Origin of the sequence: Fictibacillus enclensis (assembly GCF_001457035.1) — a bacterium.
In the GTDB taxonomy this organism is placed as follows: Bacteria; Bacillota; Bacilli; order Bacillales; family Fictibacillaceae; genus Fictibacillus_C; species Fictibacillus_C enclensis.
The window spans coordinates 109955-125515 of sequence record NZ_KQ758619.1 but is presented as its reverse complement, the minus strand read 5'-3'; the positions used below and the strand labels follow the sequence as shown (position 1 = coordinate 125515).

Here is a 15561-nt window from a genome sequence, read left to right as displayed (position 1 = left end):
CATACCAGAAACGGAAGGAAGTTATGAAACATCGGTTTTTTTCGACTCTTCTTTTTCCTTCAGCTTTTTTCCGTAATGCTCTATCTTTTTTTCCAATTCTTCCTTATCCACCAGTTCATCCCGCAATCCTTTGACGACCCCTTCGAGACTTTGAATCCTCTTTTCAAACTGTAGCATTAAATAACCAGCAAGCAAGACCGGAAAACCTACGTTCCCTAGGAGATTAACAAGCCCTAGCCAATCATTAGCTGTATTCATTTTGGATCTCCCTCACTTCACCATGTATTTTTACGAACAAATGTTCGTAAAAATAGTATAAACCCGAACAGAAAAATTTACCATCATACCTTATACCGTTTTTAAAAACAGGTCGAAAGACCCAGGAACTGCTTGCTCTTTTCTTCTCAGGCATTGGTCGTTTTTGCCTTGTCATCAGGTACATCTTTGACGAAAAAGGAGAAGATGAGAAGGATCGCCAAAAAGATAATGGGAAGATTGAAACCCGCTGCGGATCCGACTTTTTCGGAAACCGCGCCAACGAGCCAGCCTGCAAATGCTCCGCCGATACCTGAAGCAACGTATACAAGTCCCAATGCAGAGCCTCCCGTTTCGGAAAGCTTCGTTCCGATGGCTGTTGCGGTAGGAAACAAAACAGAGAAGAAAAGTCCCGCTGCTGCAAACAGGTAGACCCATTGATCTGCAAAAAACTTGCTGATCAAGACTGTTGCTACCGATAGAAAGGCAAAGATCAAAATGGTCTTTTTCTCGCCGATCTTTTCGGCAATCCAGCCCCCGCCGAGCCTTCCAATCGTGAAAAGAAGCGAAAAAATGGAGAGGATCGTTGTGGCCAGCTTCCCTTTATCCGACATGCTCATTCCACTTAAATTCAGTGACTTTAAATAGCTTGGAAAGAAGTTTAAAAATGAGACCTCAGAAGATACATAGAAGATAAGTATAAACATCACAAAAATGAACTGAGCATTTTTCAACATGACCTTAAACGCTGACAAGCTTGCACGGTCAGCTTTTCCATCCGGTACCTTAGTCAGCAGTACAAAGAGAATCAAGCCGATAAGAAGGATCGCAATTCCAATATAGAACACCCGCCAGGAAATATTGGAGGAGAACATCCAACGGAGAATCAGAGGGGTAGCAAACATGCCCAAGCCGTAAACACCCATCGTGAGGTTAAACATCAGCCCCTGCTTGTCCGGGTAGACGGAAGGAACAATCGCATTCGAGGCCACTGTCATTGCCCCGAGCCCAAACCCAACAATCATATAAAAGCCGAGAAAAAACAGAATGGTTTGAGCCGAACCTGTTCCAAACAGGCCTGCACCCATAATAATCGAGCCGATGATAATCATCAGTTTCAGCCCTTTTTTATCGACAAGGTAACCGATAACAACACTGGCAAGGGTGAACCCCCATTGAAAAATAAATACAACCAACCCAAATTGATTCAAGTCCAGTCCGATATCCTTTTTCACCTCATCAAGCACAATGCCCTTGGTACTTGAAAGCCCTCCCAAAACAAACATCGTAAACCCCATAATAATTAATGCCGTGATATTGCCGCTTCTTTTCATGATTTATCACGTCCCTTGTTTAATAGAATGCTTGCTTTAAGCACCCTTTCCCTAAAACATTGGCGTTAAATCCAGACACCGGTCCCCCTTTGTCCTTTCAAGTAATGAAGACTTGCTTCATAATAAAAGAAAAAAGAGAGGATGGAGCACATGAAACGAACATGGTGGAAAGAAGCAGTCGTTTACCAGGTTTACTGGAGAAGCTTTTATGACACAGACGGTGATGGATTTGGTGATTTGGAGGGTGTAATCGCCAAGCTTGATTATATAAAAAAACTGGGCGTGGATGTCATCTGGCTGAATCCGGTCTATGAATCACCCGATCTGGACAACGGCTATGATATTTCAGACTATGGGTCTATTATGAAAAAGGCAGGCGCCATGGAAACGTGGGAACGGCTGCTCGACGAAGCCCATCAACGCGGGTTAAAACTGATTATGGATCTGGTGGTTAACCATACATCAGATGAGCATTCATGGTTTCTGGAGTCCCGTTCCTCTAAAGATAACCCCAAACGGGATTGGTATATCTGGAAAGAACCTGTCAATGGCGGGAAGCCGAACAACTGGCGCTCCTATTTCACCCCATCTGTGTGGGAATGGGACGAGCCTACCGGACAATATTATATGCATTCCTTTGCGGTTCAGCAGCCTGATTTAAACTGGGAGAACAAAGAGGTACGGGAAGCAATATACAGCATGATGAGGTTTTGGCTTGATAAAGGAATCGATGGCTTCCGTATGGATGTGATCAATCTTTTGGCCAAACAAGAGGGATTCCCAAACGCCGAACACCCTGAAAAGATCGATTACCTGGGAAATAATCCGGGCATTCATGAGTATCTTCAAGAAATGAATGAAAAGGTATTGAGCCAGTATGATGTGATGACAGTCGGGGAAATTCCATTTGTGACGCCTGAAGACGGCTTAAAGTACGTAGGAGAGGACCGACATGAATTAAATACGCTATTTCATTTTCAGGTGGCCGATGATATGCCATCTTGGGATATGCTGCGATACAAAGCAATTCAGGAAACCTGGTATGAGGGATTGCACGGAAAAGGATGGAACTCACAATTTCTGAATAACCACGATCATACACGCCAGGTCACCCGATACGGAAATGACAAGGAGTACCGCCGCGAATCGGCAAAGCTTCTTGCCACTATGCTGCATACGGTTCCTGGCATGCCTTACATTTTCCAAGGTGAAGAAATCGGGATGACAGGCGTCAAATTTTCATCGATCGACGACTACCAGGATATTGCCATGAAAAACAAATATGAGGAAGAAACCCAAAAGGGGAGGGAGCCTTCAGAAGTATTGGCCGAATTGCAGCCGTTAAGCCGTGATAATTCACGTACTCCCATGCAATGGGATGCAAGCACCAATGCAGGGTTTTCGAATGGAGAACCATGGATTGCCGTCAATCCGAACCATACAAAAATCAATGTGGAAGACGCGTTAAAGGATCCTGACTCCGTTTTTTACTTTTATCAAAAACTCATTTCTCTCCGTAAAGAGCATGATGTGATGGTTTATGGCGACTATCATGATCATTCTAAAGGGGACCCGCACATCTATGCCTATACGAGAAGCCTTGGGGATGTAACCTGGCTGATTCTACTGAACCACAGCAATGAGCCGAATACCGTATCGCTGCCCGATACATTGTCCATCAGCGGCAAGAAGCTTATTCTTGGAAACTATCAGGACATTCAGGAGCTTACTGCGTTGCAGCCTCACGAAGCGAGAATTTATCAGCTTTAAAGAAAAAGCTCATCCCTTTTTAATTTAGGGAATGAGCTTTTTTAAAAATCAAAGATCGATTCACCATTGCCGTCCTCATCATCATCCATTTTCTGTGGTTTTTTAGGCAACGTTCCTGAAAAACCTGGAGGGGCGGAAATTTGAGAGGGTGGTGTCCACTGGTTCTCTTCAGTCGTTTCACCGGCATCCAGCATCAGGTCACTCAGCGCACGAATCGCGGCTGCATGCTCTTTCACTTTGGAAGACCGTTCCGGCAGCTGTTTTAATTCATTCACATGCTTTTCCATCTGATTAATAATGTGACGGAGAGAAATACTCATAGCGTGTTCTCCTTTTTTAGTAGCCTTTAATGGTAATTTTATTCTACCATATTTTTTGCACACGAAAAAAAGACAGCCCTAAAGAGACTGCCCGACATACTCCGCGCATAATTATTTAATTCATAGAGGCTCACGGTGATCCAGGCCGCAAAACAATATGAATTATTCGTTTTATAAGACGTTTGGATCTGCCAGCAGAATGCCCTTTTTGTTGATCAAACTCTTTAAGTATTACTAAATAATATCTAGCCATCCTAAGTAATATCATTTGCCATTTACCCTCTCCCCTCATATTTCATTCACTTTTATGTTAGTTAAGAGGTATCCACCCACTGCACATTGCGTCGTTCGCGAGCAAAGACATTGATCTTAGTCAGGAAAGGCCGTTCCTTCTTTTTCACCATCTTGGCCAGTAAGCCCGTCAGTTTGAATTTTTGCTCATTCACCAGAACGGCTTGTTCCACTCTTGTCACCATCAAAGCAACCGCTTTTTGAAACATCACATTCACCGTAAATAGAATAATAGCAAGTAAATACATGGATTCCATATCCGTTATCCCCCTTTTAATTGGTCCATCTATTTTAAATGGATGATCTTCCGTCTTCCTTCTGCCTGTCCCCCTTCCTTCCTGACATGATGTTGGAGTAACCTATATGCTTATGTTCTTGATAGTTTGATTATACGAAGAGACAATGGAAATGTTTGTCACAATGTGCTTGGTTTGCTTGTTTTTTTCCTACATATGTTTTCGTTGTCCTACAAAAAACGAAGGATTTTAATGACCAGCCTGCAAACACGCGTTCCAACTCCCTGTTTTTTTATCGATAACAGGCTTGTTTCGTCTAATAAAAACAATAGAAATTTTGATTTTTGCGGGAAATTCGCTAAAATAGATAACAGTATAATAAAATGGAGGGAAAACAGACGTGGCAATTCTAAATGAAATCCTATCGTTTAACGAGAAATTCGTGGCGAATAAAGAGTATGAAAAATATGAAGCAACCAAGTATCCAGAGAAAAAGCTGGTCATTATTTCATGTATGGATACCAGGCTTACGGAGCTGCTTCCTCAAGCTATGAATGTAAAAAACGGCGACGTAAAAATTATTAAAACGGCGGGAGCTATTATCGCCCATCCATTCGGAAGCGTTATGAGAAGCATCCTGGTTGCCATTTACGCCTTAAAAGCGTCTGAGGTGTGTGTCATCGGCCACCATGACTGTGGTATGAGCGCCATGAACCCGGACGATTTCATGGAAAAAATGAAAGGCAAGGGCATCACCGAAGAAACGCTTAACACGTTGAAATACTCAGGGATGGACCTCAACCAGTGGCTCAGAGGATTTGATAAGGTAGAGGATGCCGTGGAAAGCAGCGTTAATCTTGTAAAGCACCACCCATTGCTTCCCCAATCAGTCCCCGTCCATGGCCTTGTTATCGACCCTGAGACAGGAAAGCTTGATGTGGTCATCGATGGCTACAAAAACAACGGATAATAAAGGAAAAAGGAACAGCCTGCATATGCAGCTGTTCCTTTTTTACTTGTTTTTATTAAGCTCAGGGAGCATAACGGAAAAGATGGTGCCTGTATTAGGTTCACTCGTCACTGTAATTTCTCCTTGATGCAGTTCGATAATTTTAAAGCTCACCATCAAACCGAGACCTGTTCCGGTTTCTTTTTTTGTAAAGAATGGCTCTCCCAGTCTTTTTAAGTCTTCATGAGCAAGCCCCTGTCCCTCGTCCTTTACTTCAATGGTGGCATAACCGTTCGTCCGTTTAACGATAACCTCAATCTTGCTTCCCTGCTCGGAGGCTTCAACAGCATTTTTTATCAGATTGATTAATACCTGCTTCAGGGAATTGGCATCTCCTTTTATCATGCAGTTATCGGCCTGCATTGTATAATGGATGGATATATTTGAAAGGCTTGCGAAAGCTTCCATTAATACAAGCGTTTCTTTAACAAGAGCGGTGAGATCCAGCTCGCTTGTGGTAAACGGTTTCGCCTTGGCCAGCTGCATATATTCTTCAAGTATTTGATTCATCCGGTTGATTTCTGTCAGCATGATTCCGGTGTACTCTTCAGAGATTTTTTCCTCCCGCATAAATTGCACAAATCCTGACAAGATCGCCAACGGGTTCCTGATTTCGTGTGCCACACCTGCCGCCAGCTGGCCGATCACCGATAATTTTTCAGATTGTATAATTAATTCTTCTGTCCTTTTTGCTTCCGTAATGTCCCGGTATATCCCTGCAATGGCCCTGATTGAGCCATCCACATTCCGAATCGGGGAAAAGGTGACTGAAACAGGGAACAGCTCGCCTGATTTTTTTTGATTGACCATTTCATACCCCGAAACGGCTTCTCCATTTACAATTTTGCTTAACACCTCATTGAACACCGTCTTTTGCGTGGCAGGAATATGCTGAAAAGGAATATTTCTCATTTCCTCCTCATTCCATCCATACAGCTCGAGAAATGCTCTGTTCACTGTCATTACATCGCCATTTTTACTTTGCACCAGAATGGCATCCGCGGTTTGCGAGATGATGGAATGAAAATATTCTCTTGTTTCTGTCAGCTTACTTGCCGTCTGTTTTTCGCGTTTCTCGGAATTCAGACGGAGCGTTTCCGTGAACTGGGAAGACAGGCTGAAAAAAAGCGTTACAAATACAAAAAACAGGATGATAAAAATAAGATCAAAGTCTTCCACATTGGCAAAAAGCTCTCTATCGGCCAAAAAGAAATAGGAAGACATGGCAATCGACAGAACTCCGGCATAGACAATCACACGGTACTGATGATAAATGGTGCTCAATATAAAACAAAACCATATATAGAGGTAATTCACCATAATGGGCTGCACCCATAAAAGGCAAAACAGAAAAAAGTAAAAACTCGAAACGGTAAAATACATGGTGAAGACAGGATGCCTGTTACTGATAGCCAGATATGTAACAATACCAAAGACAACAGCACCAAGCGGCAGCATAAATAAGGCGATCTCTGGATCAACCCAAAAATCGATAAGAAGATCCACGATAAAGAAGCCCCACAGCACCTTATACAAAAGATGATTTCTTCCTTTTATTACATCGATTTGCTCTGAACGGTATTCATTCACAATCATGACTCCTTTGTACGAAAAGTGCGCCAATAACTGGATTATATCACAAGTTACAGAGCGTACTTACAGCACGGACAAGAAAAAACCAGCTCGGGTGCTGAGCTGGTTTCAATGTTTGATGCAAATTACTTGTTAAGCTTTGTGATTCTTCCTTCGATTTTTGGATCAACGCTTCCTTTGGCTTTGATGTATTTGACGAGAGCATCTAGGTCCACAATGTTTACACTTGAGTTTTTACCATCAAGTAACGTTGTGTACCCATCTCCGCCGCCGGCCATAAAATTATTCACCGTAACAGAATACGTTTTGGCTGCATCCACAGCCGTTCCATCTGGAAGCGTAATGCTCACAATCCGTTCACCTGCAGGTTTTGAATCGTCATAGGTGAACTTCAATCCAGAGATCTGCAAAATTTTAGCACGGGTTGGATCCGCCCATTGTTCTTCCAGCAGGCTTTTTACCTGGGCGCCGGTCAAATCCATAGTTACGAGATCATTGCCGAAAGGCTGCACGGTGAAAGCTTCCTTCCATGTAATTTCTCCCGCATCAATATCAGCCCGTACGCCTCCCGGGTTCATAAAGGCAAAATCCGTTCCGGTTTGGGCCTTCATTGAATCTGCGATCAGGTTCCCCATTGTGGATTCCCCGTCTGCATTAATGTCTTTGCTGATATAGTTTGGAGTGGTTCCAATCACTTCATTCAAAATAGGAGCCACGTCTGCCACATAATGGTCTACAAATGCCTTAATTTCAGAATCTGGTGCAATCTTGCTGCGGTCTACATTAACGACTTCCGCTTTTTTCTTAACAATATCCTGAGTTACAGGATCAATTTCCAAATCCACATCCGAGAAAGCCGTTCCTGACGAATAGGACTGAACAAGAAGCTTGTTGTCGACGACAGCATTAGTCAGCGCATGATTATGGCCGCCGAACATCACATCCACTTCATCATCTACTTTATTGGCGATATCAACCAGCTCACCCGTAGCGTTTTGCCCGTCTGCTGTAGAGGTTGCCGGGTTATGGGCAAGCACAACAATGGATTTCACACCTTTATTTTCAAGTTCCTTCGCGTACTTATTAATGGCTTCCGCTTCATCTGTAAAGACTACACCTTCTACCCCGCTCGGGATCACAATGCTTGGCGTATCAGACAAAACAACCCCGATAATTCCGATTTTAGCTCCGCCAACTTCTTTAATCACATACGGATCAAGGATCGGCTGGCCTGTCTTCGAATCCAAAACATTTGCTGCAACATACGGGAAGTTGGCTCCTTCAAACGGTCCGTACTTCGCTTCGGTTTTGGGGTGGCTTCCTCCTTTGATGAGGCGGAGCATTTCTTTTACACCTTCATCAAATTCATGGTTTCCGAGGGTCCCTGCATCAAATCCAAGCTTGTTTAAAAAGCGGATCGTAGGCTCATCCTGAAGCAATGCGGATACCGGGGAACTTGCGCCAACCGCATCACCCGCATGGAGAAGAAGAGTGTTCGGGTTCGTGGCTTCACGCTGCTTTAAGTAGGCAGCCAAATATTCCGCTCCTCCGGCATTCAGTTTTGCATTGAAGGTGTCGAGCTGTCCATGAAAATCATTAATGCCCAAAAGCTGTACACTGATGTTTTGCAGCTTTTTCAATTTATACGAATATTTAGCGAACCCTTCTGCAGCGGCTCCCTCGTATTTGATGGACCCATCTGCCGGAACAGCGTTCTGTGCATCCGGTGCAGACTCAAATGTTACACTTGGTTCTCCTGCAACAGGCGCGAACTTCCAGTTTTGGTCGGCTGAAGGGTCGATTGTGCCAAGATCGCGGATATAATCGATGATCACTTGCCGGTTTTCATCCGGATACAGATTTACTTCGGATTTGTTTTTCACGCCCGGGAACAGACCGCTCGCACGATAGTTATTAGTTGCCACGATAAATTCCTGGTTGTTGTCGATTGGTTTGCCGTTGTACTGAAGATTTTTGATACGGCTGCTGTCTCCATGAATGACATTTCCGTCTTTATCATATCTCGCCGGCTGTGTCACATCGATATCATAAGTTACGCCATCAATGACATCAAAATTGTAGGTTGGGAAATCATTGTTAACAAGCTGTTGTTCCTCTTTTTTGGATGCATCAATGGTATTGAACTGTCCCGCAGACATTTCAAGCCATTCTTTTACGTCTGATCCTTTTACCTTAACGGTCGCAACCGTATTCGGATACAAATACAAGTCAGAAACGTTTTTAATCGCAATGGTTCCTTTTGGAATATTGGTATAATAGCTGGCTCCGTTTCGGCCGCCTGCTTTAAATGGCGCTCCTGCAGAAAGAACTGGAAGGCCTTCATCCTTTGTTCCTTTTAATTGCTTTTCAACGTACCACTTTTGCGCGTTGGTTACGATTTGAATCGATGGATCATCTTGTACGAGTGCAAAGTAGCTGTTAATGTCTGCCGTCGTTTGTCCGACTGGCTGGCGGACATAATCAATCGTTCCCTGATGGTCCTTTTTGATCGCCCTTATGATGCTTTCATCGGTTTTCGCAAGACTTTTCTTCGTATTTTTGTCGTAGACTGCTCTAAGCTGCGTCTTCGCTCTGGCAACCATCCACTTTCCTTTAGCCTTAACAAGACTGAGATCCATTACGCCAAGCTGGTTGCCCCAGTTACCAGGCATGATGACAGGCTTGCCGTTAATGGTTCCGTTCTTCTCATCCACCCCTGGTAGGTCTGCAAAATCACCTGGGAAGGTTTTATGGTTGTGACCCGAAATAATGGCATCGATGCCTTTGACCTTTGTCAGATCATAAGCCGCATCCTCTTCCATTTGCTTTCGGTCGGCATCGCCGATTCCGGAGTGGGCCAGAACCACTATGAGGTCGGCACCGTCTTTTTTCATTTTAGGAATATTGGCTTTGACGCTGTCCACTATATCCTTTGTGATGACTTTTCCATCAAGGTTAGCCTTGTCCCACAAAGTAATCTGCGGAGCAACAGCACCGATTACGCCTACCTTAATGACTTGTTTTCTTCCGTGCTGGTCGGTGACTTTTTTCTTGATGATTTTATAGGGTTTGAAATAGTTTTTATCGTTGTTGGGATTCTTGTCATGGTCATCTTTATAGACATTGGCATTTACATAAGGAAACGGAGCATCATTAAGGACTTCCTGAAGATAGTCAAGTCCATAGTTGAATTCGTGGTTTCCAACCGTTGCAGCATCATAATCCAAAAGCTTCATCGCTTTGTAGACCGGGTGCACCTCTCCGGGTTTCAGCTTGTCAACCTTTGCTTTGTAATCGCCAAGAGGGTTACCCTGAATCAGGTCTCCGTTGTCAAAAAGCATACTGTTTTTGGATTCGCTTCTTGCCTTCTTGATCAGAGTCGCGGTTTTGGCCAAGCCGAACTCTTCGGTTTCAGCATCTTTATAGTAATCGTAATTGGCGATGTGGGTGTGAATATCCGTGGTTCCTAAAATTCTTAGCTGAACGGCTTCCGTTTTGCTTTGCTTTTGGCTTTTGGCTGCTGCCTGCACTGAATCAAACGTTAACGGCGAGGCCAGCACAGATAATGCCATCGTTGATGCCAGTAATGTGCGCCCCATTGCTGAAAAGGACTTTTTCCCCATATGTATCCCCCTAAAGTCTTTTAGTTATTTTGCTGCCAATCTCATTATATATTTTGAAAATAAAAATAAAAGACTTTATTGATAAAATAAAGGTAAATGTGTTAATTTTTTGTAAAAAATAAGGAAAAACACCTAAGTAAATCGGTACGTTTCACCTATGTTTTGTTTTATCGTTCACTTTTAAACAAAGAAAATGGCACTAAAAAACTGCCGGCTGAATAGGCCGGCAGTTTCTTTTTGATTATTATTTGTTAAATTTTGTCACTAATGTCTCGTTGCTCGTCCTTTGATGAATTTAAAGATCAGAACGATAACCGCTGCGATCAGGAGAATATGAATAAGGCCGCCCGCAATTTTGAATACAAGGCCTAATATCCAAAGCAGGATCAGTATTCCAATAATGGTCCATAACATTTGTCTCTCATCCTTTCTTTACTGTTTTATATGCATTATTTTCCCCTAAACAAAGGCGACTCAAACACCAAGGAGGATTCTTCCATGTTTATCACATCCGGAAAACGTGTATTGAACAACTGTAACGAATTATAAGGAGGTATTTTACCCATGGCAAAACCATTAGTACGTGAATTTACAACAGACCAGGAAGTCATTACTGCTGTTCAGGAACTTGAAACAAGAGGAATTGACCAGGAAGACGTCTATGTACTTGCTCATGAAAAGGATGATACCAGGGCGATCGCTGATGCAGCAGATGCCAACACCATTGGTACTCCTGAACAAGGACTCGGAACTGCCATTAAAAATGTCTTCCGAAAACGTGGAGATGAGCTTCGCAGTAAATTAGAAGAGATCGGCTTAAGCTCTTTGGAAGCCGATGAATACGAAAAGAAGCTTGATCAGGGAAAAGTGCTTGTACTCGTTAAAGGTGAAAACAACTTGGATACTTGGGTTTAATCATAGGTAAAAGAGGCGGACTTCTTTCATGAAGTCTGCCTCCTTTTTGTTTTATTGAGGATTCACTCGGATAACCTTTTCGCCCTAGACAATCCACTCGTAAGTTGGTCTCTTTTGATAGGATTCATCATTATCGCAAGGGCCCCCATTATATTTTTACAGGATTTTGTCAAAACTATGGTCAGCTAATATAATATGAGTATAGAAGATTGATAGATTACATAAAGGAGGCGGATCGATTGAGTAAAGAAAGCTCATTTGACATTGTTTCAAAGGTTGACCTTTCCGAGGTGGACAATGCGATTAACATCGCGATGAAAGAAATTAAAAACCGCTATGATTTTAAGGGAAGCAAAAGTGACATTTCCCTGGACAAAAGCAGCGAGGAGCTCACACTGGTTTCCGATGATGAATACAAAATGGAGCAGTTGAAGGACGTATTGATCAGCAAACTGATCAAGCGTGAAGTTCCCATTAAAAACCTGGATTATTCCAAAATCGAGCAGGCGTCAGGTGGAACGGTGCGCCAGCGTGCCAAGCTTGTACAGGGCATTGACAAAGATAATGCCAAAAAGATCAACACGATCATCAAAAATTCCGGTGTTAAGGTAAAAAGCCAGGTCCAGGATGACCAAGTGCGGGTATCGGGCAAAAGCCGGGACGATCTTCAGCAGATCATCTCGGCCATCCGCCAGGCAGATTTGCCGATTGATGTACAGTTCATTAACTATCGATAAAAATCGGGCTGTCTAAGAAGTCTGGAAGCCGTTGATTTTCGTTCCAGGCCGCTCGCTTTTACCGGCGTGAACGCCTACCTTACCGGCGCGAGCGCCTAATTTCGCGGGGCGTGCGGTGAGCCTTACCGGCGTGAACGCCTACCTTACCGGCGTGAACGCCTACCTTACCGGCGTGAACGCCTACCTTACCGGCGTGAACGCCTACCTTCTGGCGCAAGCGCCTGCGGTACCGGTGCTAGCACCTCCTTAGTCTCACCTGTCACGCTAGTCCCGCAGGACAAGGAAGGCTTCGGCAGCGATACATCGCACGAAGAAAATGCGGTGTTCATTTTCGAGGATCTCGCACCTTCCACTAAGCTTTTTTACGCAAAAAGGGGATCCCTGTAGGTCAATTTTTGACTTTCAGGCATCCCCTTTTCTATTTAAAATCCAGCTTGCCGCCAGTATGAGCAGGTTCCTTATGAATCAAGGCTTTAGGAAATATAAAGGTCCAGGGCATGCTGGTTTGGGGAGGCAGTTGAACCTGCGGAGTGGTAAATGCCATTTCCGCGATCAACGCACCGTCTTCCTTATACGTTAGCTCTGTATCTTCGATGAAGAACGGTTCGCTGCCAAAGTTATGAATGAGGCACGTAACGAGAAGATCTCCTTTATGGTTCAATGCGGAGCGTATGAGCGGGAACGTAACGTTTAGTCCGTTCTCCTCTAACGTCTCATTAAAGATTTCCTCGATCATTTTCCGATCTTGTGCTGCGATGGTCTTGTCCCATGCACTTTCATAGATAAGACGCTGCATACGATCACCTCCTTCTGTTTACCATTCAGGCCTTTAAGCGTTTATACAGGGCATGAGTGCCGCTGTTCTCTTCGCCCATTTCGGCCAGCTCCTCGTACAAATCCTTGGCCAGCTGCAATCCGGGTGTCAAAATCCCCATCTCACCTGCTGATTCGAGCGCAATCTTCATATCTTTAATAAAATGTTTCACGTAAAATCCAGGTTCAAAGTTTCCTTTGATGATCCGCGGGGCCAAATTGGAAAGTGACCAGCTTCCTGCTGCTCCAGATTCAATGCTTTTCAATACTGTGTTTGGATCCAAACCGGCTTTTTCGGCGTAAATGACAGCTTCGCAAACACCAATCATGCCCGATGCGATGGCGATTTGGTTGCACATTTTTGTATGCTGGCCCGCACCCGCTTTTCCCTGATAAACGATATTTTGCCCCATTAACTCAAAAACAGGAAGAACCGCTTCAAAATCTTCCTTTTCTCCTCCGACCATGATGGAAAGCCTTGCTTCCCGGGCTCCTACATCCCCACCTGATACCGGGGCATCCAGCGCATGTAGGTTTAATTCCTTCGCACGGGCATCGATTTTCTGTGCAAGCAAGGGGCTGGAGGTCGTCATGTCAATCAAATAGGTGCCTTCTTCAGCGTTTTCGAGAATGCCCTTTTCCCCAAAATACACCTCTTCCACATCCGAAGGATAGCCTACCATGGAAATGACAACCTGAGAGGTTTGCGCAACTTCCGCAACCGTCTCCTTCCACTGTGCCCCCTGCTTGATCAAGTCTTCCGCTTTTTCCTTTGTTCTCGTATAAATATGTACCGGATGTCCTGCCTTTAGCAGATGGGCGGCCATGCTTTTCCCCATGACGCCTGTTCCCACAAAACCAACTGTCTTTTTCTCGCTCATGCTTCATCCTCCTTCTATTATCTTGGTTTCATTATAGAGAATATACAGATAACATACTAATCTTTTGCTAAACAAAGCTCACATCAAGTATGGTTAATGGTAGAGAACAAAACAGGGGGAGAACGCATTGAAATTATTATTACTTGGGGCGACCGGCCGTGTCGGAAACGAAATCGCCCGCCTTGCCGCCAAGGATGGACATCAGGTGAATGTTCTGGCGAGAACCCCGGAAAAACTTCCGTCCGGTATGAACGCGTTTCAAGTGTACAGGGGAGATGCAACCGTGAAAGAAGACATCGAACAGGCCATCGAGGGATGTGACGCCGTAGTCAGCACGCTCAGTTCCGATGGCGGGACCGTTCTTACGGAAGCTGTTCCATTGGTGATCAAGGCGATGCAAGACCGCTGCATCAAGCGCCTGCTGACAATTGGTACAGCAGGGATTCTGAACAGCCGTACGGATCCTGGTTTGCTTCGCTATCAATCCAGTGAGTCCAAACGGAAATTGACCCGTGCCGCCCGCGAGCATCATGATGCGTACCTTGCCATCAAGGAGTCGTCCCTGGATTGGACCATCGTTTGTCCCACGTATTTGCCAGACGGGCCGCCAACCGGCCGTTACCGGACAGAAAAGGATTTTTTGCCTCTAGAAGGAAAGCAGATCAGCACAGGAGATACAGCTCAATTCGCTTATAAGCAGCTATCTTCTGAAGAATTTCTTCATTCCCGTGTTGGCATAGCTTATTGATATTTCATAAAAAAGCAGCCCGGACAGGTTCGCCTGCCGGGCTGTTATGGTTTTACTCTTCGGTTTCCTCGAAATATTCAAGTTCTTTTTCCAAAATATCGTTCACTTCCAGCTCAGTGAGGTTAGTCTTTCTGGTCAGATAATCAACAAGCTCATCCATGTCGACATCTGCATTCTGCAATTCAAAATAATGACCTTCCTCTTTCAATACGAGGCGGATGTTGTCCTCGCTGTAAGTCGTACTGTCCTTGATATACAGTATCGCATCTTCCAGTTTTTGCTGATTGCTCATATCGTATTCCTCCTTGTTTCGGATTCATTCTTATTACTACCCGTTTGCCTCAAAGCTATTCGGTTCTTTTTATGTAAAAAAGAAGCAGGAACGTTTCCTGCTTCTTAATAATACGGGGAGATCATCAAATAAACAATAACACCGGTTAAGCTGACATACAGCCAAAGCGGCATGGTCCATCTGGCGATTTTCTTATGCTTGGCCACCTGCATATTCAGTCCGCGGGCGAGTGTAAACAAGGCAAGCGGGACAATCAATGCAGCAAGGATAATGTGAGTGATCAGAATAAAGAAGTAAATGTACCGTAATGGCCCTTCTCCACCGTAGCTTGTGGACTCTGACAAATAATGATACGTCACATACGAGAGTAAAAATAAAAAAGTGGTCGTAAACGCTGCGTAAATAAACCGCTTGTGCATCGTAATGTTCTTTCTTAAGATAAAAAACAATGCTGCAAGCAAGAACACAAAAGTAAAGCTGTTAAAAATCGCATTCAGGCGCGGCAGTAAATGAACATCAAATGCCACGTGGCCGTTGTAGGCCGGCAGGAAAAATAAAATAACAACAAGAACGTTAATCGCTATTGAAAGCCCGATCACAAGAGGCGTATAGTTTCTCTGTTTCACTTCAGAATTCGAATGGTCGCTCATAGCTTGGTCCTCCTCAAATCATCTACTGTCGCTTCTTATTCTACCATTGTAGACAATAAACCCCAAGCTAACTCCCCCTTGAAACAGGGGGTTT

Annotated in this window: 16 protein-coding genes; 5 read left to right on the top strand and 11 right to left on the bottom strand. The window is 44.2% G+C overall.

What is annotated here, in order from left to right; translation table 11 throughout:
• Positions 1-21: 21 nt before the first annotated feature.
• Complete coding sequence (locus tag AS030_RS15965) at positions 22-258, bottom strand: YvrJ family protein (RefSeq protein ID WP_061973362.1); 237 nt, start codon at positions 256-258, stop codon at positions 22-24.
• A 146-nt stretch (positions 259-404) separates the two neighbouring features.
• Complete coding sequence (locus AS030_RS15960) at positions 405-1589, bottom strand: MFS transporter (RefSeq protein WP_061973358.1); 1185 nt, start codon at positions 1587-1589, stop codon at positions 405-407.
• A gap of 150 nt (positions 1590-1739) precedes the next feature.
• On the opposite strand from AS030_RS15960, the gene AS030_RS15955 reads away from it, so the two are divergent.
• Positions 1740-3359: a glycoside hydrolase family 13 protein gene (locus AS030_RS15955; RefSeq protein ID WP_061973356.1), complete on the top strand. Its 1620-nt coding sequence runs from the start codon at positions 1740-1742 to the stop codon at positions 3357-3359.
• 41 nt (positions 3360-3400) lie between these two features.
• Here the strand turns inward: AS030_RS15955 and AS030_RS15950 are convergent, their stop codons facing one another.
• Together AS030_RS15950 and AS030_RS15945 are read right to left on the bottom strand one after the other, a co-directional pair.
• On the bottom strand, positions 3401-3679 hold the full coding sequence (locus tag AS030_RS15950) for a YwdI family protein (RefSeq protein WP_061973353.1): 279 nt from the start codon (positions 3677-3679) through the stop codon (positions 3401-3403).
• A 314-nt stretch (positions 3680-3993) separates the two neighbouring features.
• Entirely contained in the window at positions 3994-4227 is a 234-nt protein-coding gene (locus AS030_RS15945; protein WP_061973350.1) for a hypothetical protein, read from the bottom strand.
• 379 nt (positions 4228-4606) lie between these two features.
• Between AS030_RS15945 and AS030_RS15940 the strand changes: the two genes are divergently transcribed.
• Positions 4607-5176, top strand: coding sequence for a beta-class carbonic anhydrase (locus tag AS030_RS15940; RefSeq protein ID WP_061973347.1), 570 nt, complete (start codon positions 4607-4609; stop codon positions 5174-5176).
• A gap of 42 nt (positions 5177-5218) precedes the next feature.
• Here AS030_RS15940 and AS030_RS15935 read toward each other — a convergent pair whose 3' ends face one another.
• The 3 genes from AS030_RS15935 to AS030_RS23725 all read right to left on the bottom strand — a co-directional run bounded on the left by AS030_RS15935 (position 5219) and on the right by AS030_RS23725 (position 10845).
• Positions 5219-6805, bottom strand: coding sequence for a two-component system sensor histidine kinase NtrB (locus tag AS030_RS15935; RefSeq protein ID WP_061973345.1), 1587 nt, complete (start codon positions 6803-6805; stop codon positions 5219-5221).
• Positions 6806-6933: 128 nt separating this feature from the next.
• The gene (locus AS030_RS15930) at positions 6934-10431 is read right to left on the bottom strand and encodes a bifunctional 2',3'-cyclic-nucleotide 2'-phosphodiesterase/3'-nucleotidase (protein ID WP_061973342.1); all 3498 of its coding nucleotides are present in this window, start codon (positions 10429-10431) and stop codon (positions 6934-6936) included.
• 264 nt (positions 10432-10695) lie between these two features.
• Positions 10696-10845, bottom strand: coding sequence for a lmo0937 family membrane protein (locus AS030_RS23725; protein WP_129478741.1), 150 nt, complete (start codon positions 10843-10845; stop codon positions 10696-10698).
• A 150-nt stretch (positions 10846-10995) separates the two neighbouring features.
• Between AS030_RS23725 and AS030_RS15925 the strand changes: the two genes are divergently transcribed.
• Both AS030_RS15925 and AS030_RS15920 read left to right on the top strand, forming a co-directional pair.
• The gene (locus tag AS030_RS15925) at positions 10996-11346 is read left to right on the top strand and encodes a YflT domain-containing protein (protein WP_061973339.1); all 351 of its coding nucleotides are present in this window, start codon (positions 10996-10998) and stop codon (positions 11344-11346) included.
• 239 nt (positions 11347-11585) lie between these two features.
• Entirely contained in the window at positions 11586-12083 is a 498-nt protein-coding gene (locus tag AS030_RS15920) for a YajQ family cyclic di-GMP-binding protein (RefSeq protein ID WP_061973336.1), read from the top strand.
• A 418-nt stretch (positions 12084-12501) separates the two neighbouring features.
• On the opposite strand, the gene AS030_RS15915 is transcribed toward AS030_RS15920, so the two are convergent.
• Both AS030_RS15915 and AS030_RS15910 read right to left on the bottom strand, forming a co-directional pair.
• Entirely contained in the window at positions 12502-12879 is a 378-nt protein-coding gene (locus AS030_RS15915; RefSeq protein WP_061973334.1) for an SLAP domain-containing protein, read from the bottom strand.
• Positions 12880-12904: 25 nt separating this feature from the next.
• Positions 12905-13777: an NAD(P)-dependent oxidoreductase gene (locus AS030_RS15910; protein ID WP_061973331.1), complete on the bottom strand. Its 873-nt coding sequence runs from the start codon at positions 13775-13777 to the stop codon at positions 12905-12907.
• 127 nt (positions 13778-13904) lie between these two features.
• Here AS030_RS15910 and AS030_RS15905 point away from each other — a divergent pair, with 127 nt between their 5' ends.
• Positions 13905-14525, top strand: a complete 621-nt coding sequence (locus tag AS030_RS15905) for an NAD(P)-dependent oxidoreductase (protein ID WP_061973329.1) — start codon at positions 13905-13907, stop codon at positions 14523-14525.
• A gap of 52 nt (positions 14526-14577) precedes the next feature.
• Here AS030_RS15905 and AS030_RS15900 read toward each other — a convergent pair whose 3' ends face one another.
• Both AS030_RS15900 and AS030_RS15895 read right to left on the bottom strand, forming a co-directional pair.
• Entirely contained in the window at positions 14578-14817 is a 240-nt protein-coding gene (locus AS030_RS15900; protein ID WP_061973326.1) for a hypothetical protein, read from the bottom strand.
• Between the two features lie 104 nt (positions 14818-14921).
• Positions 14922-15467, bottom strand: a complete 546-nt coding sequence (locus AS030_RS15895) for a DUF420 domain-containing protein (RefSeq protein WP_061973324.1) — start codon at positions 15465-15467, stop codon at positions 14922-14924.
• Positions 15468-15561: the final 94 nt, after the last annotated feature.